This is a genomic window from Pseudomonas sp. B21-041 (assembly GCF_024748675.1).
GTDB lineage: Bacteria > Pseudomonadota > Gammaproteobacteria > Pseudomonadales > Pseudomonadaceae > Aquipseudomonas > Aquipseudomonas neuropathica.
In genome coordinates, this window is sequence record NZ_CP087175.1 from 2,330,956 (window position 1) to 2,355,739 (window position 24,784).

24 protein-coding genes are annotated in these 24,784 nt (G+C 61.3%); 18 read left to right on the plus strand and 6 right to left on the minus strand.

What is annotated here, in order from left to right:
* The first annotated feature begins 8 nt into the window (after positions 1–8).
* From LOY43_RS10305 to LOY43_RS10375, 15 genes are all read left to right on the plus strand, one after another.
* On the plus strand, positions 9–770 hold the full coding sequence (locus LOY43_RS10305) for a SurA N-terminal domain-containing protein (RefSeq protein WP_258709555.1): 762 nt from the start codon (positions 9–11) through the stop codon (positions 768–770).
* Positions 771–989: 219 nt separating this feature from the next.
* Positions 990–1,520: a response regulator gene (locus tag LOY43_RS10310; RefSeq protein WP_064392623.1), complete on the plus strand. Its 531-nt coding sequence runs from the start codon at positions 990–992 to the stop codon at positions 1,518–1,520.
* Between the two features lie 81 nt (positions 1,521–1,601).
* Complete coding sequence (locus LOY43_RS10315; RefSeq protein WP_258709556.1) at positions 1,602–3,308, plus strand: GspE/PulE family protein; 1,707 nt, start codon at positions 1,602–1,604, stop codon at positions 3,306–3,308.
* Complete coding sequence (locus LOY43_RS10320; protein ID WP_258709557.1) at positions 3,289–4,092, plus strand: hypothetical protein; 804 nt, start codon at positions 3,289–3,291, stop codon at positions 4,090–4,092. The genes LOY43_RS10315 and LOY43_RS10320 overlap by 20 nt, the downstream gene beginning before the upstream one ends.
* A gap of 1 nt (position 4,093) precedes the next feature.
* Positions 4,094–4,639: a PilN domain-containing protein gene (locus LOY43_RS10325; RefSeq protein WP_258709558.1), complete on the plus strand. Its 546-nt coding sequence runs from the start codon at positions 4,094–4,096 to the stop codon at positions 4,637–4,639.
* On the plus strand, positions 4,626–5,177 hold the full coding sequence (locus tag LOY43_RS10330; RefSeq protein ID WP_258709559.1) for a type II secretion system protein M: 552 nt from the start codon (positions 4,626–4,628) through the stop codon (positions 5,175–5,177). Before LOY43_RS10325 ends, LOY43_RS10330 begins: the two co-directional genes overlap by 14 nt.
* Positions 5,174–5,686: a hypothetical protein gene (locus tag LOY43_RS10335; RefSeq protein WP_258709560.1), complete on the plus strand. Its 513-nt coding sequence runs from the start codon at positions 5,174–5,176 to the stop codon at positions 5,684–5,686. The genes LOY43_RS10330 and LOY43_RS10335 overlap by 4 nt, the downstream gene beginning before the upstream one ends.
* Complete coding sequence (locus tag LOY43_RS10340; RefSeq protein WP_134174149.1) at positions 5,683–7,530, plus strand: secretin N-terminal domain-containing protein; 1,848 nt, start codon at positions 5,683–5,685, stop codon at positions 7,528–7,530. The genes LOY43_RS10335 and LOY43_RS10340 overlap by 4 nt, the downstream gene beginning before the upstream one ends.
* A gap of 2 nt (positions 7,531–7,532) precedes the next feature.
* The gene (locus LOY43_RS10345; protein WP_102902833.1) at positions 7,533–8,006 is read left to right on the plus strand and encodes a type II secretion system protein; all 474 of its coding nucleotides are present in this window, start codon (positions 7,533–7,535) and stop codon (positions 8,004–8,006) included.
* Between the two features lie 5 nt (positions 8,007–8,011).
* Positions 8,012–8,386 (plus strand): type II secretion system protein, encoded by a 375-nt coding sequence (locus LOY43_RS10350; protein ID WP_007919395.1) that lies wholly within the window; start codon positions 8,012–8,014, stop codon positions 8,384–8,386.
* A complete protein-coding gene (locus tag LOY43_RS10355) occupies positions 8,361–8,900 on the plus strand; it encodes a type II secretion system protein (RefSeq protein ID WP_123374842.1) in 540 nt (179 codons plus the stop codon). Before LOY43_RS10350 ends, LOY43_RS10355 begins: the two co-directional genes overlap by 26 nt.
* Entirely contained in the window at positions 8,897–9,289 is a 393-nt protein-coding gene (gene csgE, locus LOY43_RS10360; RefSeq protein WP_258709561.1) for a curli production assembly/transport protein CsgE, read from the plus strand. The genes LOY43_RS10355 and csgE overlap by 4 nt, the downstream gene beginning before the upstream one ends.
* The gene (locus LOY43_RS10365) at positions 9,286–9,717 is read left to right on the plus strand and encodes a curli assembly protein CsgF (protein WP_016987875.1); all 432 of its coding nucleotides are present in this window, start codon (positions 9,286–9,288) and stop codon (positions 9,715–9,717) included. Before csgE ends, LOY43_RS10365 begins: the two co-directional genes overlap by 4 nt.
* 29 nt (positions 9,718–9,746) lie before the next feature.
* Positions 9,747–10,607: a CsgG/HfaB family protein gene (locus LOY43_RS10370; RefSeq protein ID WP_258709562.1), complete on the plus strand. Its 861-nt coding sequence runs from the start codon at positions 9,747–9,749 to the stop codon at positions 10,605–10,607.
* A 961-nt stretch (positions 10,608–11,568) separates the two neighbouring features.
* Positions 11,569–11,940: a DUF6124 family protein gene (locus LOY43_RS10375; RefSeq protein WP_095047565.1), complete on the plus strand. Its 372-nt coding sequence runs from the start codon at positions 11,569–11,571 to the stop codon at positions 11,938–11,940.
* A gap of 181 nt (positions 11,941–12,121) precedes the next feature.
* Here the strand turns inward: LOY43_RS10375 and LOY43_RS10380 are convergent, their stop codons facing one another.
* The 6 genes from LOY43_RS10380 to LOY43_RS10405 form a co-directional block, all read right to left on the minus strand.
* Complete coding sequence (locus tag LOY43_RS10380; protein WP_016983362.1) at positions 12,122–12,406, minus strand: type II toxin-antitoxin system RelE/ParE family toxin; 285 nt, start codon at positions 12,404–12,406, stop codon at positions 12,122–12,124.
* Positions 12,396–12,602: a hypothetical protein gene (locus LOY43_RS10385; RefSeq protein ID WP_034152589.1), complete on the minus strand. Its 207-nt coding sequence runs from the start codon at positions 12,600–12,602 to the stop codon at positions 12,396–12,398. Before LOY43_RS10385 ends, LOY43_RS10380 begins: the two co-directional genes overlap by 11 nt.
* A 276-nt stretch (positions 12,603–12,878) precedes the next feature.
* Positions 12,879–14,330: a curlin gene (locus tag LOY43_RS10390; protein ID WP_258709563.1), complete on the minus strand. Its 1,452-nt coding sequence runs from the start codon at positions 14,328–14,330 to the stop codon at positions 12,879–12,881.
* A 27-nt stretch (positions 14,331–14,357) separates the two neighbouring features.
* Positions 14,358–14,822 (minus strand): curlin, encoded by a 465-nt coding sequence (locus LOY43_RS10395; protein ID WP_110721043.1) that lies wholly within the window; start codon positions 14,820–14,822, stop codon positions 14,358–14,360.
* A 73-nt stretch (positions 14,823–14,895) separates the two neighbouring features.
* A complete protein-coding gene (locus tag LOY43_RS10400) occupies positions 14,896–17,124 on the minus strand; it encodes an Ig-like domain-containing protein (protein ID WP_258709564.1) in 2,229 nt (742 codons plus the stop codon).
* A 35-nt stretch (positions 17,125–17,159) separates the two neighbouring features.
* Positions 17,160–18,524: a hypothetical protein gene (locus LOY43_RS10405; RefSeq protein WP_258709565.1), complete on the minus strand. Its 1,365-nt coding sequence runs from the start codon at positions 18,522–18,524 to the stop codon at positions 17,160–17,162.
* Between the two features lie 555 nt (positions 18,525–19,079).
* On the opposite strand from LOY43_RS10405, the gene LOY43_RS10410 reads away from it, so the two are divergent.
* From LOY43_RS10410 to LOY43_RS10420, 3 genes are all read left to right on the plus strand, one after another.
* Positions 19,080–20,528 carry a sensor histidine kinase gene (locus LOY43_RS10410; RefSeq protein WP_258709566.1) on the plus strand — a complete coding sequence of 483 codons (1,449 nt, stop codon included), beginning with the start codon at positions 19,080–19,082 and terminating at the stop codon, positions 20,526–20,528.
* A gap of 292 nt (positions 20,529–20,820) precedes the next feature.
* Positions 20,821–23,628 carry a multicopper oxidase domain-containing protein gene (locus tag LOY43_RS10415; RefSeq protein ID WP_258709567.1) on the plus strand — a complete coding sequence of 936 codons (2,808 nt, stop codon included), beginning with the start codon at positions 20,821–20,823 and terminating at the stop codon, positions 23,626–23,628.
* A complete protein-coding gene (locus LOY43_RS10420) occupies positions 23,625–24,728 on the plus strand; it encodes an SCO family protein (protein WP_095047557.1) in 1,104 nt (367 codons plus the stop codon). The genes LOY43_RS10415 and LOY43_RS10420 overlap by 4 nt, the downstream gene beginning before the upstream one ends.
* The last annotated feature ends 56 nt before the right edge of the window (positions 24,729–24,784 follow it).

Here is a 24,784-nt window from a genome sequence, read left to right on the forward strand (position 1 = left end):
GCCCGATCATGAAACTGACAACGCTGATATGGCTGCTGACCTGCTGGTTGCCACTGGCGTGGGCCAATAACGAACCGGCCGTGGCGCGGGTCAATGGCGAGGAAATCTCCGGGTTTCGCTTCGAGCGTTTCTTCGCCGAATACCTCGAAGATCAGGGCCGCGCCGTGGCGAGCATTCGTAGCCCCAGGGCCTATAAAGAGCTGCGTCAGGCAGCGCTGCAAACGCTGATCGACAAAGAACTGCTGTGGCAGGAGTCGCAAAAGCGCGGTGTGCAGATCGACGATCAAGTGGTGCGTCAGCAAGTCGAGCAGACCCGCAGTGCCATCGGCGGCACGGATAAATTCGTCCGGCGCTTGCAGGACGCCGGTTTCGATGAGGCGTCCTTCACCGAGTACACCCGCCGGGAAATGGCGGCGCAGCAGATGTTTGCCGAGCTGATCCGCGCCAATACCTTGCAACCCCGGCACCTGTTGATTCGCGTGCCTGCGCAAGCCGATGCAGCCACAGTCGCCGCAGCGCGTCTACGCTTGATGCAAATGCGAGCCTCGATTGTCAGCGGCGCGAGTTTTGCCAGCGATCCGCTGCGTTCACCGTTCGGCTGGCATGTGATTTATTTGCCGAACCACTTGGAGACCGCCGATGTCCCAGATTTGCAGGGGCTGGATACAGTCAGGGCACAGCTCGCCCGACAGCAACAGACCCAGGCTCGTCGCCAAGTGCTCGCGCAATTACGGGTGCAGAACAGGATCGAACGAATTGACGACGACTGAAGGTTCCCCCCCAATAGTGGGGAATGGCTTCGATGCCCATTCAGGTGCTTCCCCGTTTCTGGGGAACGGGGTACCGGGACGAGCGGGCATTGTCATTAAATTCAAGGACATGAAGACGTAAAATTACCGGCACTCAGCCTGGCATGAAGTGTGCGTTACCCCTGGTAAGGCGCACTCTCAGGGCGGGGTCATCGGACCTGCTGTTTCAAGGAGTCGACCTTGGTTAACAAAGTACTGGTTGTCGAAGACGAACAGCTGCTTGCACAGAACCTTCAGGATTATCTGTCGGCGCAGGGGCTGGACGTCCGGATTGCACATGACGGAGCGACGGCGATCGGCCTGGCCGAAACCTTTGCCCCCGACGTGCTGGTGTTCGATTACCGCTTGCCCGATATGGAAGGCTTTGAGGTGCTCGACGCGGTCCGCCAGAACAGGACGTGCCATTTTGTGCTGATAACGGGTCACCCGACCGCTGAAGTCTGTGAGCGGGCGCGGCAACTGGGGGTCAGCCACATCCTGTTCAAACCGTTTCCTTTGGCGGAACTGGCCCGAGCTGTCTGCGACCTTCTGGGCTTCAAGCGCGAAGCGAAACCCGGTGCAAACCCTTCCGAGGGTTTCGTCGAACGACGCCAGAGCAGGACCGAGAGCTTCCCGTTGCAGTTGTACGATGGCAGTTGGGTGTTGGCGGATCGGCGACGGCAGTCGCGACCCATGGCGCCGGACGACGATCAAATGCTCACCGGGGAGTAATGGCGCGAACAGACGTTCCGGCACTTGCCGCCAAGGTTTGCCGCGCCGACAGGGCTCTAAGCCCAGGTTGGAGAGCAAGCCATGGAACGTCTGTCCGTTGTCGTCGAACCGCTGCTGGCCGAATGCGCCCCCGAGCGCTTTTCCAGTGAACAGCTTGCCCAGGCCCGGGCGCGGGCCGCCACCTCTGGCGAACGCGTGCTTGAAGCCCTTTGCGTACTCTGTGAACTGGCGCCGATGCCGTTCATTCATACCCTCGGCGCCACCCTGCATTACCCGGTGCTCGACACCGACAGCCTGTTTCAAGCGACGCCGGTGTTCGACCGCGTCACCCTCGCACAATGCCTGAAACGCGAATTCATCCTGCTGCGCCACAACGACGAAGTCATCGGCGTGTTTGCCGACCCCTTCGACCCGGCGCGGCTGGCCTGGATCGACGATTGCCTGCACGGCGCGCCGCTGCATCTGGTGCACGCCGATGATCTCAAGGCCTATCTGGCCCGCCACGAAGAAAGCTTCCACGCCGTCGAATCGCTGAACGCTCAGGGCGACACTCACCACGAAATCGACACCCTGCAAAGCCTGTCGCTGACCAGCATCAGCGAAGACGCCAGCAGCGTGGTGAAACTGGTCAACTCGACCCTCTACGACGCGCTGAAAATGCACGCCAGTGACATCCATCTCGGCACCACCGGCCACGGTCTGGTGATCAAGTACCGCATCGACGGCGTGCTCAACAACATCAGCAAAGTCCAGGGCAACGAGTTTTCCGAGCAGGTGATCTCGCGGGTCAAGGTCATGGCTGAACTGGACATCGGCGAGAAACGCGTGCCGCAGGACGGTCGCTTCAAGATCGGTATCAGTGGCCGTCAGATCGACTTCCGCGTGTCGATCATGCCGAGCATTTTCGGCGAAGACGCGGTGCTGCGTGTCCTCGACAAGCAGGATCTGGCCGACAAGGTCTGCGGCGTGCAGTTGCAGGCGCTGGGCTTTGAAGACGAAACCCTGCGCCAGTTGCGCCGCCTCGCCGCTGAACCCTACGGCATGGTCCTGGTGACTGGCCCGACCGGCAGCGGCAAGACCACCACGCTGTACGCGATGATCACCGAGATCAACCACGGCGTGGACAAGATCATCACCATCGAAGACCCGGTCGAATATCAATTGCCGGGGGTGCTGCAAATCCCGGTCAACGAGAAAAAAGGCCTGACCTTCGCCCGGGGTTTGCGCTCGATCCTGCGCCACGACCCGGACAAGATCATGGTCGGCGAAATCCGTGATCCGGACACCGCGCAGATCGCCGTGCAATCGGCGCTCACCGGCCACCTGGTGTTCACCACCATCCACGCCAACAACGTCTTCGACGTGATTGGCCGCTTCACCCAAATGGAAATCGACCCGTACAGCCTGGTCTCGGCGCTCAACGCGATTCTCGCCCAGCGCCTGATTCGGCTGGTGTGCGCCAGTTGCAGCGCGCCGGTCAATCCAAGCGATGAAGAGCTGTGCGCCTCGGGCCTCGATCCGCAGAAAGTCGATCACTACCACTTCGTCCACGGCAAAGGCTGCGGCCACTGCCGGGGCAGCGGTTATCGCGGGCGCACGGCGATTGCCGAGTTGCTGCACCTCGACGACGAGCTGCGCCAGATGATCGTCGAGCGCCAACCGATCAAAAAAATCAAAGCCCTGGCCTGTGCCCGTGGTTTGCGCCTGCTGCGCGAATCGGCGCTGGAACTGGTGGAACAAGGTCGCACCACGCTGGAGGAGATCAATCGTGTCACATTTATCTCGTGAGCGTTTTGTCGCCGTGCTCGGCGCCAGCGGTGTTGGCCTCGGTCAGCGGCGCGGTAGCGACACCCTGTGGCTGGGCAGCGTCGGCTACATCGACGAAGGCTTCCAGAGCTACGCGGTGGCGCTGGATACCCTCGATCGCCTGCTCGGTGAACACGCCCGCGCCGGTGCCGAATTGAGCGTGGTCATCTCCGGGCACTTCAGCCGCTTCTGCCTGGTGCCATGGAGCGCGCAGATCAGCAGCCCGGAAGAACTGCGTGGTTTCGCCCAACTGTGTTTCGAAGACCTGTTCGGTGCGCCGACCCAGCCGTGGAGTCTGGTGCTGTCTGCGGAACCGGCCGGTTACGACCGCATCGCCAGTGCCTTGCCTCAAGACTTGCTTGAACGCTTGCGGGTGCTGGTCAGCGGTCGCGGTTTGCGCCTGCGCTCGGTGCAGCCGTACCTGATGGCGGCGTTCAACCGCTTCGACAAAAGCCTCGATGCCGGCGACTTCCTCTTTGTCGTCGCCGAGCCGCAACGCAGCGTGTTGTTGCTCGCAAGGGAAGGGCGCTGGGCCGGTGTGCGCTCAGTGGGCGGTAGCGACAGCGATGCCGCGTTGAATGCCCTGATCGGTCGCGAACGGCAGCTGCAAGCCTCGACCAGCGAACGCGCGTTCAACGTTTATCTGCATGCCCCGGCGCGCCTCGATGCGCATCCGGACGTGGCGGGTGTGCAACTGCGCACCCTTGAAGACGACGCGATGAACGTGCGTGACGGCTTGTACGTCATGTCCCGGGCGGTGGCCTGACATGCGCGCGCTCAATCTCGACTTTCAGCCGCGTCCGCGTTCCGGCCCGTTGGGTTGGAGCTTGCTCGGCGGCGGTGTACTGCTGGCGCTGCTGTGCTTCGGCGTGCAACAGCACCTCGACGCGCACACCGAACAGCAACAAGGCCACCTGCAAACCACCCAGCGTCAGCTCACCGGCGACAGCGCTGCCAAATCCACCCTGAGCCCGGCGGAAACCCGCGAGCAAGCGGCAAACCTCGCCGAGATGCGCAAGGTCTCGCAGCAATTGCGCCGGCCATGGGAACGCCTGTTCGCCATGCTCGAAGCGATGCCGCGCGATGACGTCGCGCTGCTGACCCTGACCCCGGATGCGCGCAAAGGCCAGGTACGCATCAGCGCCGAAGCGCGGGATCTGCAAGCGATGCTCGACTTCCACAAACGTCTGGAAGGCAGCGACGAGCTGTCCGACGTGTCGCTGCTCAGCCACGAAATCGTCGTCAAATCGCCGGAACAACCGGTGCAATTCAACCTGTCGGCGACTTGGGAGATTGGCGATGCGAATCCCTAGACTGATCGTCCACGAATACCTGCAAGGCCTCGGCGTTCCTGGCCTGGCCGGGCTGGCGCTGCTGCTGGTCACCGTGGCTTGGGTACTCGGTGGTTTGCTGCCGGGCTGGCAATCGTTGCAGCACTTGAGCCTGCAGACTCAGGAAGCCACCGCGTACCTGGCCAAGGTTGAAGACGGCAGCATCGCGCCGCCGGTGGTGCCGCAGCGTCAGCTTGACGACTTCCGCAACAAACTGCCGGCGCAGCCGCAAGCCACCGTCGCCATCGACCGCATCTACGCCCTCGCAGCGCAAGAACACATCACCCTGGCGCGCGGCGAATACGCCCTCGGCGTCGACCCGAAAACCCATCTCGCGCGTTATCAGATCCTCTTGCCAGTGCGCGGCAGCTACCCGCAACTGCGCCGCTTTCTGCATGCCTTGCTTGGTCAGTTGCCGGCGGTGGTGGTGGAAGACCTCGAGTTGCAGCGCAAGAAGATTGGCGACACCGACCTCAATGGCCGGATCCGTATGACCCTTTACCTGTCGAGGTCGTTATGAATACCAAACGCGTGACAGGTTGGCTGGCGTTCTTCGGCGTAGCGGCCGCGCTGGCGTGGTTGCCGGAATATTTCTCGCCGAGCGAAGACGCCGATTCCAACGAAGTGGCTGTCGCTACGCCGGGGAAAACCCGGGGCGCGCTGCCGGCCAGCACCGCCAAGGCCAAGGATGCGCCGATCAAGGACCTGAGCCCGGCCGGCGACCTGTTCGCGGCCAAATCCTGGAAGGCCGCGCCTACTCTGGCCACGGTCACCGAAATGGCCATCAATCCAGCAACTGTGGTGCAAGCCCCGAGCCTGCCACCGGTGCCGTTTCAGTTCGTCGGAAGGCTGCATGACCGCAGCGACCTGCAAGTGTTTTTGCAGAACGGCGAAAAGATCTACGTCGTGCGCAACGGGGATGTGATCGACGACACCTGGAAGATCACCGGCATTTCCGATGTGGAATTGAGTCTGGTCTACCTGCCTTTGCATTTGTCGCAGACCCTGTCTGTGGGGAGTACGCAATGAAACGTTCCCGTTTGCTGATGAGCCTGGGCCTGTGTGCCGGGCTGGCCGCGTGCAGTTCTGCACAAGTGGCCAACAAGGAAGCCGCCGACCTGATTGAACAGGGTCAGTACGAGGCGGGGCTGGCCCGAATCGAAGAAGGCCTGCGCGAAAACCCACGGGACACCGAGCTGCACTTGCTGCTCAACAGCGGTCGGGCCAAGGCGATCACGGCGTTGCTGACGACCGGCGACACTGACCGCTCGCGCCGCGACTTCGCTTCGGCGCGGGTGGCCTACAACCGCGCGCTGACCATCGAGCCGAACAACCGCCGGGCTCAGGATGCCCTGAAGCAGATGGATTACCTGCGCAGCATGGACGAAAAACTGGAACTGGCGCGTGGCGACCTGCGTCGTGGCGACATCTACGGCGCTGATCGCCAGGTCAAACAGATCCTCGAACTCGACCCGAATAACGAAGGAGCGCTGGAGCTGCAAGGCAACATTCGTCTGGTGCAGAGCCGCAACGTGATTGCCTATCCGCAACTGCGCACCAAGCTTGATCGGCCAGTGACCCTGGAATTTCGCGACGCCAACCTGAAGACCATTTTTGAAGTGCTGTCGCAGGTCGCCGGGCTCAATTTCATTTTCGACAAAGACCTGCGCCCGGACATGAAAGCGACGATCTTCGTGCGTGACGTGCGTATCGAAGACGCCGTGACCCTGCTGCTGCAACAGAACCAGTTGCACCAGAAAGTGGTGAACGAAAACACCTTGCTGATCTACCCGGATTCGCCGCAGAAAGTGAAGGATTACCAGGAACTGGTGATGCGCACGTTCTACCTGACCAGCATTGACGCCAACACCGCGCTGAACATGGTCAAAACCATGCTCAAGACCCGTGACGTGTTCGTCGACGAACGCCTCAACACCTTGACCATGCGCGACACCGAAGACGCCGTGCGCATGGCCGAGAAACTCCTGCAGTCGCAAGACCAGTCGAACCCGGAAGTGGTGCTCGAAGTGGAGGTGATGGAAGTCGCCACCCAGCGCATTCTCGACCTCGGCCTGCAATGGCCGAACACCTTCGGCGTGGTCAACAGCGACGGTTCGGCGGTGACCCTGCTTGATCAACTGAAAGGCATCAACTCCAGCCGGATTTCGATCTCGCCGTCGCCGCAAGCCAAGATCAACGCCCAGGACAATGACATCAACACTCTCGCCAGCCCGGTGATTCGTGTGAGCAACCGTGAGCAGGCGCGGATCCACATCGGTCAGCGCGTGCCGATCATCAGCGCGACTTCGGTGCCGTCGACTCAAGGCCCGGTGATCACTGAGAGCGTCACTTATCTGGACGTCGGTCTGAAGCTCGAAGTGCAACCGACCGTGCACCTGAACAACGAAGTGGCGATCAAGATTGCTCTCGAAGTGAGTAACGCCACGCCGCTGGAACCGACCCGGCAGGGCACGATCCCGGTGCAGGTCGACACCCGCAACGCACAAACCTCACTGCGCCTGCATGACGGCGAAACGCAGATCCTCGCCGGCCTGATGCGCAACGACCACGGCGCGACCGGCAACAAGATCCCGGGCCTCGGTGACATCCCTGGCATTGGCCGGCTGTTCGGCAGCAACAAGGACACCGTCGGCAAATCGGAACTGGTGCTGTCGATCACCCCACGGATCGTGCGCAACCTGCCGTACCAGAGCCCGTCGGACATGGAATTCTCCACCGGCACCGAAACCAGCATGCACATTCAGGCCCCGGATCGTTCGCAGAGTTACGTGATGCCGTCGCCGGCCGCGCAGCCGCGTGCCGTCGGTGAGTCGGCCGTGGCCACCACCCGTGTCACCGTCGAGAAGCCTTGATCATGAACGCCTCCCAACGCGGTTTCACCCTGATCGAAGTCGTGGTGACGCTGGCCCTGATCGGCCTGTTGGCGAGCATGGCGGCGCCGCTGACCGAGACTTTGGTGCGGCGTGGCAAGGAGCAGGAATTGCGCAACGCGCTGTACCAGATTCGCGATGGCATCGACGCCTATAAACGCGCGTTCGATGCTGGCTATATCGAGAAATCGCTGAACAGCAGCGGCTATCCGCCGAATCTGCAAGTACTGGTCGAAGGCGTGCGCGATGTGCGCAGTGCCAAAGGCGCCAAGTTCTACTTTTTACGCCGCATCCCGCGCGATCCGCTGGTGCCGGCCAAACGTGACGACGAAGGGGGTTGGGGCGTGCGCGCCTACAACAGTTCGGCTCAGAACCCGCGCGATGGCGAGGACGTGTTCGACGTCTACTCCCACGCCCGGGGCAAGGGCCTCAACGGCATCGCCTACCGCGAGTGGTGAACCTCATGCGCCGGGAAAAAGGTTTTACCTTGCTGGAGTTGATGGTGGTGATGGCGATCATCGCCACGCTGATGACCATCGCACTGCCGCGCTACTTCAACAGCCTCGAAGCGTCGAAGGAAACCACCCTGCGCCAGAGCCTGTCGGCGATGCGCGAGGCGCTGGATCACTTTTACGGTGACACCGGGCGCTACCCGGATTCCATCGAGCAACTGATCGAACAACGTTACCTGCGCAACGCGCCACTCGATCCGATCACCGAACGCAAAGACCAGTGGGTGCTGATTGCGCCACCGGACGGCGTTGCCGGTGGTGTGGCCGATATCAAAAGCGGTGCTACCGGGAGGGCGCGTGATGGCAGCCAGTATTCCGAGTGGTAACCGTGCGCAGCAGGGTGGTTTCACCTATCTGGGCGTGCTGTTCCTGATTGTGGTGATGGGCATGGGCCTGGCCAGTGCCGGCGAGTTGTGGTCGACCGCTTCACGCCGTGACCGTGAACGCCAGTTGCTCTGGGTCGGCACCCAATACGCACAAGCGCTGCGCAGCTACTACCGCAGTTCGCCGGGGCTGGCGCAGTACCCGAAAGAGTTGGTCGATCTGCTCGACGATCAGCGTTTTCCAGAAGCGAAACATCATTTGCGTCAGCTCTATCCGGACCCGATCGGCCAAGGTGAATGGGCGCTGCAACGCGGTTTCGATGGACGCATCACCGGTCTCAACAGCCCTTCGACCGAGCTGCCTTTGAAGCAATCGGGCTTCCCGACGCAATGGTCGGATTTCGAAGGCATGCAGCGTTATTCGGACTGGCAGTTCGTCGCCGAAAAAGCCTTCCTCGACGGCACCAATGGCCCGGCGAAAGGCCAGTCGAATTTGCCACAGGCTCTGCAGCCATGACTCGCCAATGGTGGTGCGCGTTGGTCCTCACCGTGGTGGCGGGCTGCGTCCATGCCGGTGAAGAAGACGAAATGATGGGTTTCATCGTCGATGACACGATCTCGCACATCGGCCACGACTTTTACTACTCGTTCAGTGAACGCCTGCGCGACACCAGCCGGATGGATTTCAACCTGGTGGTGCGCGAGCGGCCCGACGCGCGCTGGGGCAGCCTGGTGACCGTGGAATATCAGCAACGCCTGGTTTATCGGCGCTTCCTGCCGCCGAACACCGTGGAACTGAAGGACGAGGCCTACGCGGCCGCCGACTGGGTTCGACGCCAGGTTGTCCAGCGCAAGCTGGAGGCTCTGTTGCAGGACACCACCGACCTTGAGAAGGACGAACTATGAACAGCACAACGTTCTCACGGCGCAGCGGATTCTGGATCTCGGGGTTGTTGATCGGGCTCGCCAGCGCTGCCGCTGTCCAGGCCACTGAACTGGTCTACACGCCGGTCAACCCGTCGTTCGGCGGCAACCCGCTCAACGGCACCTGGTTGCTCAACAACGCGCAGGCGCAAAACGATCACGACGATCCGGACCTGAAAAGCCGTTCGAGCGTGGCCGGCACCTCGGCGCTGGAGCGTTTCACCAGTCAATTGCAATCGCGGCTGCTAGGGCAGTTGCTGGACAACATCTCCACCGGCAACACGGGGAGCCTGTCCACCGACTCTTTTATCGTTAACGTCATCGACGACTCCGGGGCACTGAGCATTGAAGTGACCGATCGAGCGACCGGTGAGGTTTCGGAAATTCAGGTGAACGGCCTCAACCCATGACGGGCTGACGGTTCCGGGGAGTGACGGACATGAAAAAATTAATCGCGCTAGGGCTGCTGTTGGCGACATTACAAGGGTGCAGTCTGCGTGAGCCGATGTCGGCCGAGCAGGACACCGAAACCCCGACCCTGACTCCCAGGGCTTCGACTTATTACGACTTGCTGAAGATGCCGCGACCCAAGGGCCGGTTGATGGCGGTGGTGTACGGCTTCCGTGATCAGACCGGGCAGTACAAGCCGACGCCGGCGAGTTCGTTTTCCACCAGCGTGACCCAGGGCGCGGCGTCGATGTTGATGGATGCGATGCAGGCCAGTGGCTGGTTTGTGGTGCTTGAGCGGGAAGGGCTGCAGAACCTGTTGACCGAGCGCAAGATTATTCGCGCGTCGCAGAAGAAGCCGAATACGCCGGTGAATATTCAGGGTGAGCTGCCACCGTTGCAGGCGGCGAACATGATGCTCGAGGGCGGGATCATCGCGTATGACACCAATGTGCGTAGCGGTGGGGAAGGGGCGCGGTATCTGGGGATTGATGTGCAGCGTGAGTATCGTGTGGATCAGGTGACTGTGAACTTGCGTGCGGTGGATGTGCGCAGTGGGCAGGTGTTGGCGAATGTGATGACCAGCAAGACGATTTATTCGGTGGCGCGCAGTGCGGGGATTTTCAAGTTTATCGAGTTCAAGAAGTTGCTTGAGGCTGAGGTTGGGTATACGACGAATGAGCCGGCGCAGCTTTGTGTGTTGTCGGCGATTGAGGCGGCGGTGGGGCATATGGTGGCGCAGGGGATTGAGCGGCGGTTGTGGCAGGTGGCGGGGGATGCTTCTGTGCCTGGGCAGGATGATGTGTTGAATCGGTATTTGAGCCAGAACAAGGTGGATCCGGAGGCGGAGTGAACGTGGCGGCCTTCGGGCCGACCAGGTTCTTGCAGATGTACCCAGTTCCCACTGTGGGAGCGAGCCTGCTCGCGAAGGCTTTTTGTCAGGCGGCGGGGTTCTTTTTGACTGAGTACATATCCGTTTCTGCGGTAACGGCTGCTTAGGGTTCCGCCCTTACGGCGGGTCACCTTTTCCAAACGCCGAAAAGGTAACCCAAAAGGCTTGCTCCTGCGTGCGGCCCGCTCGCTAAAGCTCGGGGTTCCTTCGCTCCGGGATCGATCCGGGCGCAGCGCCTACGGTTTGCTTCGCTGCACCTCCTCTCGCTGTGTTTGGCTGCGCCAAACGGTCGCTGCGCTCCCACGCCCGGATCAATCCCTCCACTCAGCCTTCCGACGTCGCCCGTGGATCAAGATCAAGAGCAGGCGAGCTGACACTCGGCCTATTGAGTGGTGAGGAGCGGGCCGTGGTCGGCTTTGGATTTTTGGTGGATTTGCCCCTCACCCCAGCCCTCTCCCGAGGGAGAGGGAGCCGATTTTTGGGCCTTTCAAAACCTGAGTTCGACTCGGTATTTCACGTCGGCGTACCTCTCCCAAGCCACTCGGTCAGTCCCCTCTCCCTCCGGGAGAGGGCTAGGGTGAGGGCTGCGATCAGAAGTGTGTTTAAAGAAGTGTCTGAATCAGCGGAACCTTCCCACAAGGTTTTCAGGTTGTCCGTCGGACGTCCGGTCTCTAGCCTGTGTTCGTCGCTGCCAATTCAGCGACCGGGCATGGAAACCCGAAGACACGAGAGAGCAGATACGCCTTTCATAACGTATGCTTGCGCACTTTCATTGTGTGCACTCTGTTATGGCGGTTGTGCGCGGGAGACATTCGTGTCTGCCGGGTTGCTCTCTCCCGGATTTCCAGCCTGCGTACAGCTGCCACCCATTTTTCCTGGAAGTCGAATGGGCCACTGCAACTATCAATGAGAGAGAATCACCATGAAAAAACCAACACCCAACCCCCCAGAACCAGACACCAACACCACATCCCCCTACGCCTCAGTCGACAGCAAAAAACTCCACGAAGCCGCCGACCGTGCCCTCGATTTCTACCTCAACCCCACACCCCACATCATGTCCAGCGCCAACGAGCCGGAACCCATGTACCTCGCCAACCCCAGGTACAACACCGAATCCCTGCTAGCCAACGCCAGCGAAACCCTCGGCTCGGCCAGCGAAATGCTCATCAACTTCGCCGCTTCGCTGGAAACCTCACAGCGCAAAACCGCACTGGGCATCGCACAGGTCGTCATGCTGGGCGAATTGGCTGTCAATCAAGCCTTGGATCACGTCGAGTTGAAGGATGACTAATTAGATCGTTCCCACGCGCAGCAAAGGAATGCAGCCCCTGGCGCTCTGCGTCAAATTCGCAATTTGGAACGCGGAGCGTCCCGAGAGGCATTCCCACGCAGAGCGTGGGAGCGATCAAGATACAAAAAAACCGTACCTCCACGGGAAGCACGGTTTCTTGTGTTGAGACGAGGAAGCGATCTTAACCGGGGTCGCGTCGAGGGTACTCCTGACGCGCATGCAAGATGCTCACAATCTCAATTTGATCCGCCACTTGATAAACGACGAGATAGTTCGGGCTTACCACAATCTCTCGAGTGCCGGGAGAGCGGCCTTTGCGATACAGGTGTGGATGCCAACAAAGCGCAGATGTAGTTTTTACGACGGACTTGTGAAGTGCAGTCGCCGCTACAAAATTTCGCTCGCCAATGTACTTCAGGATTTTCGAGAGTTCGACCCGAGCCTTGGGTCGCCACTTAATCTGCATCAGCGCTTTTGCGCATTGATTCCATCAAGGCGTTGATTTCCTCCATCACTTGCTCATGGGGAATACTCGGGCGCGGATCATCGAGAGAGGCCTGTACTTCGGCCCGAAACCAACGGTCATAACTTGCAGCCTGTTCCTCGGGATCAAGATCCGAAACAACCGGGCACAGTGGGTCGATCAAGGACGGGTCGATCATAGAACCTCCGGGTTTGGTGCCTCGAAGTCTATTCGTTAACGGTATCGCTGTCGTCGCTGTCTGGATGAATTGCATGTAGGCCAAGCTCCATGAGGATCAAGTTGTCCCGGCAAATCCTAGAGCCTGCACTTCCGACGGCCAACCGCCAGAACTTGTCAGAAAACTCCCCGAATTTCTAAAAACGTTCCGTTTTCCGTAGGACGCAACTCAAACGTCAGCGCAAAAAAAACCGCGACCCCCCTCACCAGAGAATCGCGGCCCATCAACACCCAACCCCTACTGCTGCAACACCGTCGCCTGGTTAGCCGAGCCGAACTGCTGAATATTCGCCGTCTGCGTAACCCCGCTCTGATCGACATTGGCAATGTTCCCCGTCCCGCCCTGGGTCACATACGCCACGTTCATCGTATCCGCTTGTTTCACGGTGATCATGTTGTCACTGCCATACAGCTGCGCGGTATACGCCTGGTTCCCTGACCCCGACTGATCGAAATCAGCGCTGTTGCCCGTGCCATTCGAAGAACCCTGCACCAGGTTGCCCGTGCCGCGTTGATCCGAGATCAAAATGTTGTCGCTACCATTCTGATCAAAATACAGCTCGTTGTAGGAATCAGCCTGACTGACCGTGGTCTTGTTGCCAGTCCCGGTCTGATGCGTGGTCATGACTTGCCCGACGCCATCCTGAGTGAAGCTGGCGATGTTGCCATTGCCCGCCTGAGTAACTGTCGCGCGTTGGCCGCTGCCGAACTGGCCGCCGGATTGCGGACCTTTCCAGTTGCTGGCATAGACCTTGTTGTCGTTGCCCACCGAGGTGGCGTTGAGCACGTGGCTGTCGCCGTTCTGGTAGGTGAAGTGCACGTTGCCGTTACCGACCTGATACAGCGCCAGTGTCGAGTTGACCGATTCGAACTGGTCGGCGTAGATCGCGTTGCTGTTGCCGACCTGGGTGACGGCGGCGGTGTTGTTTTCGCCGAAGCTTTGGTCGACCACGGTTTCGTTGCTGTCACCGTATTGGTTGACGGTCGCCTGACTGGCCAGTTGCGCGTCCTGCCAGATTTCGGTGCCGTTGAGGTTGCCGAACTGGTTGATGCTGATGTTGCCGCCAGTGCCATTGCGCTGGTCGCCGTAGGCGTAGTTGCCTTCGCCGGCTTGGTTGATGCCGATCTGGCCGCCGTTGTGCAGCACTTGTTCGGCGGTGCCGTAGTTGGCTGTGCCGTATTGGGTAATCACTGAACTGTTGCCGCTGCCTTCATAAAGTTGCTCGATGTTGGCTTCGTTGCTGTCGCCGAACTGGAAGGTTTTGCCTTCGCTGCCGTTTTGCGAGTCCTGATAGATAAACGAGAAGTTGCCGGTGCCTTGCTGCTGTTGCAGCGCGCTGTTCGGTGAGCCGAAGCCCAGCGACTGGCTGGCGTGGGCGGTGTTGAAGGCGCCGACTTGTTGCTGGGTGATGGTGGCGTTGTCTTCGTAAAGCTGTTCGGCGTAAGCGGCGTTGTAGTCGCCGACCGCGTCCTGGGTGATCACGCTGGTGGCGTGGTCTTGCACGGCGGCGGCGTCGTTGCCCTGGCCCAATTGGGTCTGGGTGGCGGTGCTGAACGGGGCTTGGGTCTGTTTCACGTCGGCGATGTTGGCGGTACCGACCTGGCTTTGGTTGGACAGGCTGTCGTCGGCCATCGCCTGGGCACTGATTATGACCAGGATGGCGGCGGTGAGGGGCGTCAGTTTGAACATGATGAACTCTCCGATGATTGGCAGTGCTTAGCGATATTGCTTGACCGAAACGCTCATGCCGTTGCCCGACTGGGTCACGGCGCTTTGCAGCCCCGCGCCGGCCTGCTCGATGCTGGCGTCGTTGTTGTTGCCGTTTTGCGAAATCTGCGCGCGGTTGTGGCTGCCGTTTTGCGTGATTGAGGCGGCATTGCCGGAACCGTTCTGGTTGATCAGCGCCATCAGGTCGCTGCCCTGTTGCAGGATGTACGCCTCCTGATTACTGCCCGATTGCACGATTTGCCCGAGCAGCGACTGACCGTTCTGTTGCAGCAGGGCGACGTTGGCCTGGCCGAGCTGGTCGATCAGGGCTTGCTGACCCACCGGTGGGGGCAGTTCGCCGAGGTCGCTGCTGGTCGGGGCCAGGTCGTCGTTTTCCATCAGGTCGTCGGCACGCACGCCTGCACTGCTGCACAGCAGGAGCAGGCAAAGCAGGGCGGCGGTCGGCGTGTTCATGGCGAAAATCCTGTGTGGCGTTATCCGGTTGCGGAGCACGCCCCAGCCACCCGCAGGTGGCTGGGGCGCAGGCCTACAGCGTGGTCACCGAGACCGTGCGCACGGTGCCCTGGGACGAGCGGATCGTCGCGGTCGGGTTGGCCGATGGCACCACCAGCGTGTTGTTCAGCGTCAGCCGCCAGCGTCCGGTCAACGGCACCGTGGTGGTGCCAAGGGTGACCAGCCCGGAAGGGGTGGTCACCTGCACGGTGATGGTGTTGCCGGTGGTCACTGACGAGGTGCCGGTGAAGTCCCAGTTGAAGCGTCCGCCGGAACGTGCCTGCACCGTTGACGCGGTGACGGCGAACGTTTCCGCTGCTGGCCGTGGCGACACTTGCACCGTGACCGTGGCCGGCGTCGACAGGGCACCGAAGGCGTCCCGGGCGATGTAGGTGAAGGTCGTGGTGAACGCCGTGGTCACGGTGGCCGGTGGGGTGTAGGTGATCACCGTGCCGTTGCTGCTGACCGTGCCGCGCCCGGCGGCCGGTTGGGTCAGGCTGTTGATGGCCAGCGGCACGTTGCCTTCCGGATCGGTGTCGTTGGCCAGCACGTTGATCGGGATCGCTACGCCCAGAGTGGCGACGCTGTCGGCGACGGCGGTCGGTGCCTGGTTGGGCGCGACGGTGATGGTTACGGTCGCCGGGTTGGCCGAGGCCAGGCCTTTGGCGTCCTGCGCTTTGTAGGTGAAGGTCGTGGTCAGTGGCGCGTTGACTACCGCTGGCGGGGTGTAGACCACCGATGTGGTGCCGTTGAGGGCGACGGTGCCTTGGCCGGCGGCCGGTTGAGTCAACGCGGTGATGCCCAGCGGATTGTCACCATCAGGATCGCTGTCGTTGGTCAACAGACTGAGGGTGATCGGCACGCCGAAGCTGGTGCTGCCGCTGTCGGCGTTGGTGATTGGCGCCTGGTTTTCACCTGTGTCTGGCGCGCTGCCGACCACGACGACCGCTTCGGTGTCACCACCGCCAGCGGCAGATTTCACCGTCACGGTAGCGGGTGGCTGAGTCAGGTCGGCGACGGTGATGCGCTGCAGGGTGCCGGTTTTCGACAGACGTCCGTAGCCCTGGGCAACCATGTCGGGGATCGCCACTTCATCGCTCGAGGTGGCCTCGATCAGCAAGCTATGGTTGGCCCAGTTGTAGCGCGCGGTCTGCACTTTCACCACGTCGGTGAGCTTGGCCGACACGGCCGTCGGACGCGTGGTGCCGGCGGGGTTGGTGGCGGTCACGACGACTACCGGAGGTACCGCGCCAGTGCCCAAGCGGTGGCCGAAGAACAGACCATTGTTGTCACCCAACAGACTGGTCTGGCACGGCGTTGGCGGTGGGCCAGGCAGCAGCGCAACGGTTTCACGGAAGCACAGGGTCGAGCTGTTACTGGCCTTGGCAAACACTTCGGCACGCACGCCAGCGGCTGTGCGGCGATAAGTGGCGCGATCGATTTCCACTTGGGTCTGCTGACGGTTGTCGAGCACTTTGCCGGACAGGCTGAACACGTTCGACTGGATCGTCCCGGCCGGCCCGGTGATGCGCAGGAAGTTGGTGTTGAACGGACTGCCGGTCACCGCTTCGTTGAGGTTCGGGTCACCGACGAAAGTTTCCGTGGCGCCGGTGTCCGGGTTCACTTCGGTGTACGGGCCGTTGACGCTGCGCAGGAACGGTCCGATGGCGCCATTGACGGCACCGGTGAAATTGCCTGGTGCACCGATGCCGATGTCGCGGGTGATGTTGATCGCGCGGCGCCCGGGTGCGGTGACATTGACCGTCTCGACGCCATACGGGTGCGTGATGGTGTAGGTGCCGGCAACGGGTACGTTTACCCGGATGCGAATCCGCGCAAAGCTTTGCTGATCACCGTCCGCCGGATTTTCCGAGGCGAATGCCGCTTCGATCCCGGCGACATAGGCGTCCACACCATAACCGGCAGCGTTGTCGGCAATCGTGGTTTCGGCCAGGAACCAGAAGGCTTCCGGCGGCCAGTTGTCCGGGAAAATCATCGGCTGGGCATCGTCGTAGATGCCTGGCTCGGCCAAGAGAATGCACATGTAAGCCGGCGGCGTGGTCGCGGCAACGCGCGAACTGGCAGCACGCGACTGGCACAGTTCCATCGACAGCAGATTGTTGTCCTGATACCACATCGGGAATTTCCCGGTGGCGAAGGTGTAGGGGCCGGGGTCGACGGCGGCGAGTTGCGCATAGGCACTGCCGGTCAGCGAGAGAGCGAGCCCGAGCGCGTTGAGCGCAAAGCGTGGCCACTTGTTCATGATGCCTCCTGATGCGGATCTGGGCATGTGAGCGTTCATTGCACGATGACCACTTCTTCGGTATCGCTGCCGCCGTTGGACGACGTCACCCGAACCTTGGCCGGTGGGATCGGCGAGATTCCGGTGGCCAGGGTTTTCACCGCGCCGTCGCCGCCCAGCGCGCCGTCGCCGCCCAGCGCGCCGATGGCGGCGCCGCTGCCGGAGGTGGCGGTGAGTACCGGCGGCGAGGTTTCGTCACTGGTCGAGGCGACCACGGTCAGTTGTCCGGAGCTGAGGCTGTATTGCGCGCTCTGGATCACCACCAGGTCGGTCAGGGTCATGGGCAGGGTGGTCGGCGTGCTGCTGGCGATGGCCAGGTGGTTGTCGGCGGTCACTTGCAAAGTAGTTGGCAAGGTCGGGTTGACCGAGGACTGCGCGTACCAGCTGCCGGTGCTGTTGGCTTCGGTCATGTTCAGCACCGGGGTGCTGCTGGTGACGGCCGCCGTACCCGGAGCTGGCGGAGCAAGGACGAACACGTCTTGCTGCGCCACCGGTGCGCTGTCGCCGGCCTTGCGCGAGTAGGTGCTGCGCTGGGTGATCATTGGCGTAGGCCGGACCACCGTCGACAACTTGCCGGAGACGGCGAACACGTTCGTTCGCAGATCGAGGCCGTTAGGGCCTTCGATGCGTACGTAGTTAGTGTTGAACGGGCTGCCGGTGACTGCCTCGTTGAGGTTCGGGTCGCCGACGAATTGTTCGGCGGCACCGGTCAGCGGATTGGTCTCGGTGTAGGGACCGTTGACGCTGCGCAGGAACGGTCCGATGTCACCCTTGAGCGCGCCGTCATAGGTTTTCGGCGTGCCGATACCAATGTCGCGAGTCATGTTGATCGCGCGCCGCCCGGGGGTGTCGATGTTGAACACGTCGACGCCATACGGGTGGGTGATGACATAGGTGCCGGCGGTCGGTACATCGACGCGAATGCGGATTCGGGCGAAGCTGACTTGATCGCCCTCGACCGGCTCTTCAGCGGCGAATGCGGCTTCGATGGCGCTGACGTAGCCCAGATCAATCCCCCGTGCGGCGTCGACGAGGGCCGTTTCGCCGGTGAACCAGAACGCTTCGTCGGGAAAGTTTGTCGGGAAGACAATCGGTTGCGCGTCATCGAACACGCCGGGGGTCGGTAGCAGCGAGCACATGTACGACGGCGCGCCGGGGGCGCTGGGTACTCGGGAGCTGAGCGCTTTGGACAGGCACAGATCCAGGGTGCGACCGTGGGAGTCCTGATACCAACTGGCGAAACCGCCGTTGGCCGGCGTGTACGGGCCCGGATCAACAGCAAACAAAGCGGCCTGGGCAATGCCCTGGGCCAATGCGCTCACGACCAGGACAGTCGCGGTTTTGGACAGTAAAGGGTGCATGAGTTAATCCCTCTATCAAAGTACCTGCCCCTTGGGGATGGGTCAGTTGCACAGGGCCTGTACACCTTCCATGCCAAGGTGCGGTGAATGGGCTGGAGAGGGCCGGGATAGAGGGCTTGACGCGCAGAAGGGTCAGGTTTTTGGCCCGTGGGGAAAGGGCGTCATTCCCCAGAATCGGGGACGGTGGGGATGAACACTCATGACCTGCCGAACATAAACCCCCTGTAAGAGTGAGCCTGCTCGCGATAGCGGTCTCCCTGTACCAAAAATCTCAGCTGACCCACCGCTATCGCGAGCAGGCTCACTCCTACAGGGGTCTTCGGTGAACACAAAACAGGTGAGCGAAACAGGCCACTGTGGGAGCGAGCCTGCTCGCGAAGGCGTACTTCCTGTGACGAGTGTGTCGACTGACCCACCGCCATCGCGAGCAGGCTCACTCCTACAAGGGATTAGCGGTGTCTGTGGGATCAACTCAACCGGGGCGATATCCCCGCAACCGGGCAAACCCCACCCGTGGGCTATAACCCTATAGGGACGTATAGAGAAGTCGCCGCCATGAACATGCAGTCGAAATCGCTTCCGGTCGAGGAGGGCAATCTGCGCTTGGGCTCGCGCAAGCAGTCGTTCAACCTGCTGCGCTGGTTTTCGCTGATCAGCATGGCGGTGATTGGTACCGTGGCCATCGCGCTTGGCGCGGTGTCGACGCGTTTTGTCATTGATGAAAGCGTGCAGCGCGATGCCTTGCTCACCGCCCAGTTCATACAGGCCATCGCTTCGGCCGAGGTACGTCACGTTTCCATTCCCAATATCCGCACGATGGGTGAATTGCTCGACCCGCGTCAGGACACGAACTTTCCCGACGTCAGTCCGCAAGCCCGGGCCGATGCTCGGGGCGAGTTTCTCGATCACATCGAACACTTGCCGGATGTGATTCTGGCCAATATTTATGCGCCCGACCGCCAGGTGATCTGGTCAACCAACCCGGTGCTGATCGGTACCAGCATTCATGCCGACGAGGACCTCGATCGTGCCTTCAACGAAAAGATTCCGGTATCCGCCAGCTACCACGACGTCGACAAGGCCCGCGAAGAACAGAAATTCATCACGCCACCGGACTACATCTTCATCGAGAACTACATTCCGCTGTTTGACGCCGAGGGCAAGAACGTCACAGCAATGGTCGAAATCTACAAGGAGCCCAAGGATCTGATCGCACGCATGGAGCGCGGATTGGTTCTGATCTGGCTGGCCACCGCACTGGGTGGCGGGCTGATTTATCTGGGCCTGTACTGGATCGTGCGGCGCGCGGCGATTCTGCTCGCGGCCCAGCAAAAACAACTGATCGCCAACGAAACCTTTGTCGCCCTGGGCGAGATGTCTTCCGCCGTGGCGCACAGTCTGCGCAATCCGCTGGCGACCATCCGTTCCAGCGCTGAACTGGCGCTGGAGTTCGACGCCGGCCCGGCGCAGAAGAACATCAACGACATCATCGGTCAGGTCGACCGCATGTCGAAGTGGGTGCGCGAGCTGCTGCAATCGCTGCGACCACTCAACGATGACCCGGAACCGGTGAACCTGGTGGCGGCGTTGCACGAAAGCCTTGTCGCGTTTGAACAGCAGATCGCCAGAGCTGGCGTGCAGGTGGTGTTTCATCCGCAGCACACACCGATGGTGCTCAGCCAGCCGGTGCAACTGACACAGATCCTCAACAGCCTGCTGGCCAATGCGCTGGAGGCGATGGACAAGGGCGGCACGCTGACCGTCAGCCTGGAACCGAGCGACGACCGTGGCGTGTGCGTGGTGCTCAGCGACACGGGTAAAGGCATGAACGAAGAGCAACGGACCATGGCGTTCCGGCCGTTTTTCACCACCAAGTCTGGCGGTCTCGGGGTCGGTCTGGTGCTGGTCAAGCGCATCATGGAACGCTTCGGTGGCGGCGTGACCCTCGACAGCCGTGAAGGCGAGGGCACCACCGTGCGGTTGGCCTTCCAACTCGTCCCCTGATTCACACATTCCCCCTGTAGGAGCTGCCGAAGGCTGCGATCTGTTGATCTTGATCTTAGAAACCAAGATCAAAAGATCGTCCGATCGCGGCCCGAGCCTTCGGCAGCTCCTACATGAGGTTTGCATTACCTCAAAATATTTATGAACCTCCCCCATCAGTGGGTGTCAAGCCCCGGTCACCGGGGAGTGGGGAAACTCACAGCATCCTCAACTCCCTGTAACAACTGGAAATAATTTCTTGGCGCACTAGTTGCAAAACACCATCACCCCTTCCTTGATGAGGCGGCTGGTGATGGACAGAACAACGCGTGACCCAAGCAACACCTTTTTGCTGACGCCCTTGAGCGTCTTTCTGATGTTGACCCTCGGCAGCATGGCCGGCGTCCGCGCCAGCCCCATCGATGACGAGCGACAGCCAGAAGTCTCCGATCCCTCGGCGTACTACGACGAACCGGCCGACCGCGCCGGCGCGCTCAATAACATCCTGACCCTGCCCGAGGCCAACGAAGATTCCTTCGACTTGCCCGACGGCGTCAAAGGCAGCCGCGACTCGACCCGCACGGAAAACATTCTGCCGCCGACGGTGCAAACCAGTTTCAACTACCCCACCAACGGCAAGCCGAGCCCGCTCTATGGCGCGCAACCGTTCACTCAGCAGTTGACCCTGTTCGAAGAGTTCGGCCCGGAAAAGCTCGACCCGACCACCCCGGCCGCGCCGTTGCCGTTTCCGCCCGCCGCGATTGGCCCGGCACCGGCTCAGGACCCGAACAACATCGCCCGCAGCGCGCCACCCGGCACCGCCCTCGATGCGTTCCTGCGCCAACCGGGGCTGACGCCATTCCCCAGCCAGTTCGCCAATGTCGTCGACCGCAACCCGTGGCAGGCGCAGATCGAGGTGTACCTCAACCGGCACATCGGCTCGTCCGCCGAAGGTCGGCCACCCGGAAAAGGCTGGGCGCACCAGCGCTGGAACGAGTTCTACCCGCAAGTCGCTTACAAAACCGTACAGACCGGCGCGCGTCTCAATGGTGGCCTGCGTGACAGTGTGCAAATGCACCATTACGCAGTGGGCGAATTCGGCCCCGGCGGCTTGTATCACAACGTCGCTGGCGTGCCGCTGACCGATGGCACCGCCAAGGGGGTTGATCCGCGTTTCCACCCGGCAATGCCGGCGCAAAACCACAACTCGGTGTGGACCTTCGACGGTACGTTGCCGCCGAAACTGTTGATGGTGCGCTACGGCCAACCGGTGATGATGCGCCACTACAACGGCTTGCCGATCGACCCGTCGGCCAATCGAGGCTTCGGTCTCCACACCATCAGTACCCACGAGCACAACGGTCACGCGCCGGCGGAAAGCGATGGCTATGCCAACGCGTTCTTCTTTCCGGGGCAGTTCTACGACTATCGCTGGCCGATCCAGCTCGCCGGTTACGACAGCATCAACACCAAGGCTGAAGACCCGCGTGCGGCGTTCCCTTGCGCAGCGGGTGAAACCTTGTGGGTCAACGACCTGGCCCCCGCGAAGAAAACCTGCGACCACGGCACCATCAAAATCCGTGGCGACTGGCGCGAGACCATGAGCACCCACTGGTTCCACGATCACATGCTCGATTTCACCGCGCAGAACGTCTACAAGGGCAACGCGGCGATGATGAACTACTACAGCGCGCTGGATCGCGGCAACGAGTCGGTGGACGACGGCGTTAACCTGCGTCTGCCCAGCGGCAGTGCCTTGCCATGGGGCAACCGTGACTACGACGTCAACCTGGTGTTTGCCGACAAGGCGTGGGATCAGGAAGGGCAGTTGTGGTTCAACCCGTTCAACACCGACGGCTTCCTCGGTGACCAATTACTGGTCAACTGGCAGTGGAAACCGACCCTCGACGTGCGCGCACGCAGCTATCGCTTCCGCATTCTCAACGGCTCGGTGTCGCGCTACTTCAAACTGGCGCTGGTGCGGGAAATCAAAGGCACCAGCGGCGAGTTCCAGGGGCCGAAAAACTCCGGCGTGTCGTACAGTCGCGTGCCGTTTCACATGATTGCCAACGACGGCAACATCATGGAACACAGCGTACCGTTTGACGGCAGCATGGATCTCGATGCCGATGGCGACAAACAGAACCACAACGCGATCCTGCCGACTCAGGGCATCGCCGAGCGCTTCGACATCATCGTCAACTTTTCGAAAAACGGCATCAAGCCAGGCGATAAGCTGTTCTTCGTCAACCTGCAGGCTCACGACGACGGCAAGGGACCCAAAGACGTCATCCCGTTGGGCGACATCCTGTCGGAGAGATACCTGGCGGTGATCAAGCAGACCAGCAAGGGCCCGCAATGGGACAGAGGTGACCCGGCGGTAGGCAAGGTCTTGCAGCTTAACGTCAAGGCTTACACCGGCCAGGATCTGGCGATGAACCCGGCAGCCTACGAACCGGCGAAACCGGGCAAGGCTGAAGGGCTGGTGATGATCCCGCTGAAGATCCACCGCGACAACGCGGCCGATAAAGCCGTGCTGGCCAAGGCCCGCCACCGCACTTTCACCTTCGGCCGCTCCGACGGCACCGATGAGGCGCCGTGGACGGTCAAGACTGACGGCGGGTTCGGCTTCCACATGGACCCGCGTCGGCTGAACGCCTCTACCCAGTTGTCCAGCGGCCCGACCGACGCCGGTGTTACTGGCTTCGGCACCCTGGAAGTGTGGAACATCAAGGCCGGCGGCACGGGCTGGAGCCATCCGGTGCATGTGCACTTCGAGGAGGGGATCATCCTCAGTCGCGGCGGCAAGGCCCCGCCAGAGTGGGAAAAATGGGCGCGCAAGGACGTCTATCGCATCGGTTCGGAAAACGATGGGCTGGACAGCGTCGAGATGGCGATCAACTTCCGCGAGTTTGCCGGGACCTACATGGAGCACTGTCACAACACCCAGCATGAGGACAACTCGATGCTGCTGCGTTGGGATCTGGAGAAGCCCGGGCAGCTGCAACTGATGCCAACCCCTCTGCCGAGCTGGGACGGTGTGCGCTACGTCAACTCCGCCGCGCTGCCTACCTTCCGCAACGGTGACGGTGTTGGCCCACAAGTGGTGGTCAAGCCATGAACCGTCGCCACGGTGACAGCCAACCGCTGCATACCCCGCGCTCCCGGGCGCTGGGCATGCATCTGGTGCTGCTGCTGGTGGCCTGCGTGCTCGGCAGCCGTGTGCTGCTGGCACACCAGGCTAGCGTCGGCGAACCGCCAGCGGCCAGTGAATCCGCCACCCCGTGGGGTGGCGACTATTTCCCCAACACCCTGCTGACCGATCAGGACGGTCGGCAGATGCATTTCTTCGATGACCTGATCAAAGACAAAGTGGTGGTGATCAACTTCATCTTCACCTCGTGCAGCGACTCTTGCCCACTGGAAACTGCACGCCTGCGTCAGGTGCAGAAACTGCTCGGTGATCGGGTCGGCCAGGACATTTTCTTTTACTCGATCAGCATCGACCCGCTCAGCGACACGCCCGAAGTGCTCAAGGCTTATTCGCAACGCTTCAAGGTCGGCCCCGGCTGGAGGTTTCTCACCGGCGAATTCGAAGACGTCACCGACCTGCGCAAGAAGCTCGGGCTGTTCATCGAAGGCGTCGACAACGGTCGCAGCAAGGATCACAACCTCAGCCTGATCGTCGGTAACCAGAGCACCGGGCGTTGGATGAAGGCCTCGCCGTTCGAAAACCCGTGGATCCTCGCCGATCAACTGGCCAACACCCTGCAGAACTGGAAACAGCCGAGCATCGAAGAAAGCTACGCCAATGCCCCGGACATTCGCCCGCCCAGCAATGGCGAAGAACTGTTCCGCACCCGCTGCGCCTCGTGCCACAGCCTCGGCCCTATGGATGGGCAGGGCATCGGCATGCGCAGCATCGGCCCGGACTTGATTGGCGTAACCCGCCGCCGCGATCCCGAGTGGTTGAATCGCTGGATCCGCGAACCGGATCGCTTGCTCGCGGAAAAAGATCCGATCGCGTTGCAACTGTATGAACAATTCGAGCGAATTCCGATGCCCAACCTGCGCCTCGACGAGCCGTCCGCGCAGTCGATCATCGACTTTCTCAGCGATGAAACAGAGCGTCAGCAACCGTCCACTGCGGCCATGACCGACGGTGCTTTGACGCCAGTAAAACCGGGCGATCCAGCCGCGACGGTGAGTCAGATGCGGTAGCGGCGAAATAGCATCATTGAACCGTGTGTCGCGGTCAGAGCCACCTACACTGATGG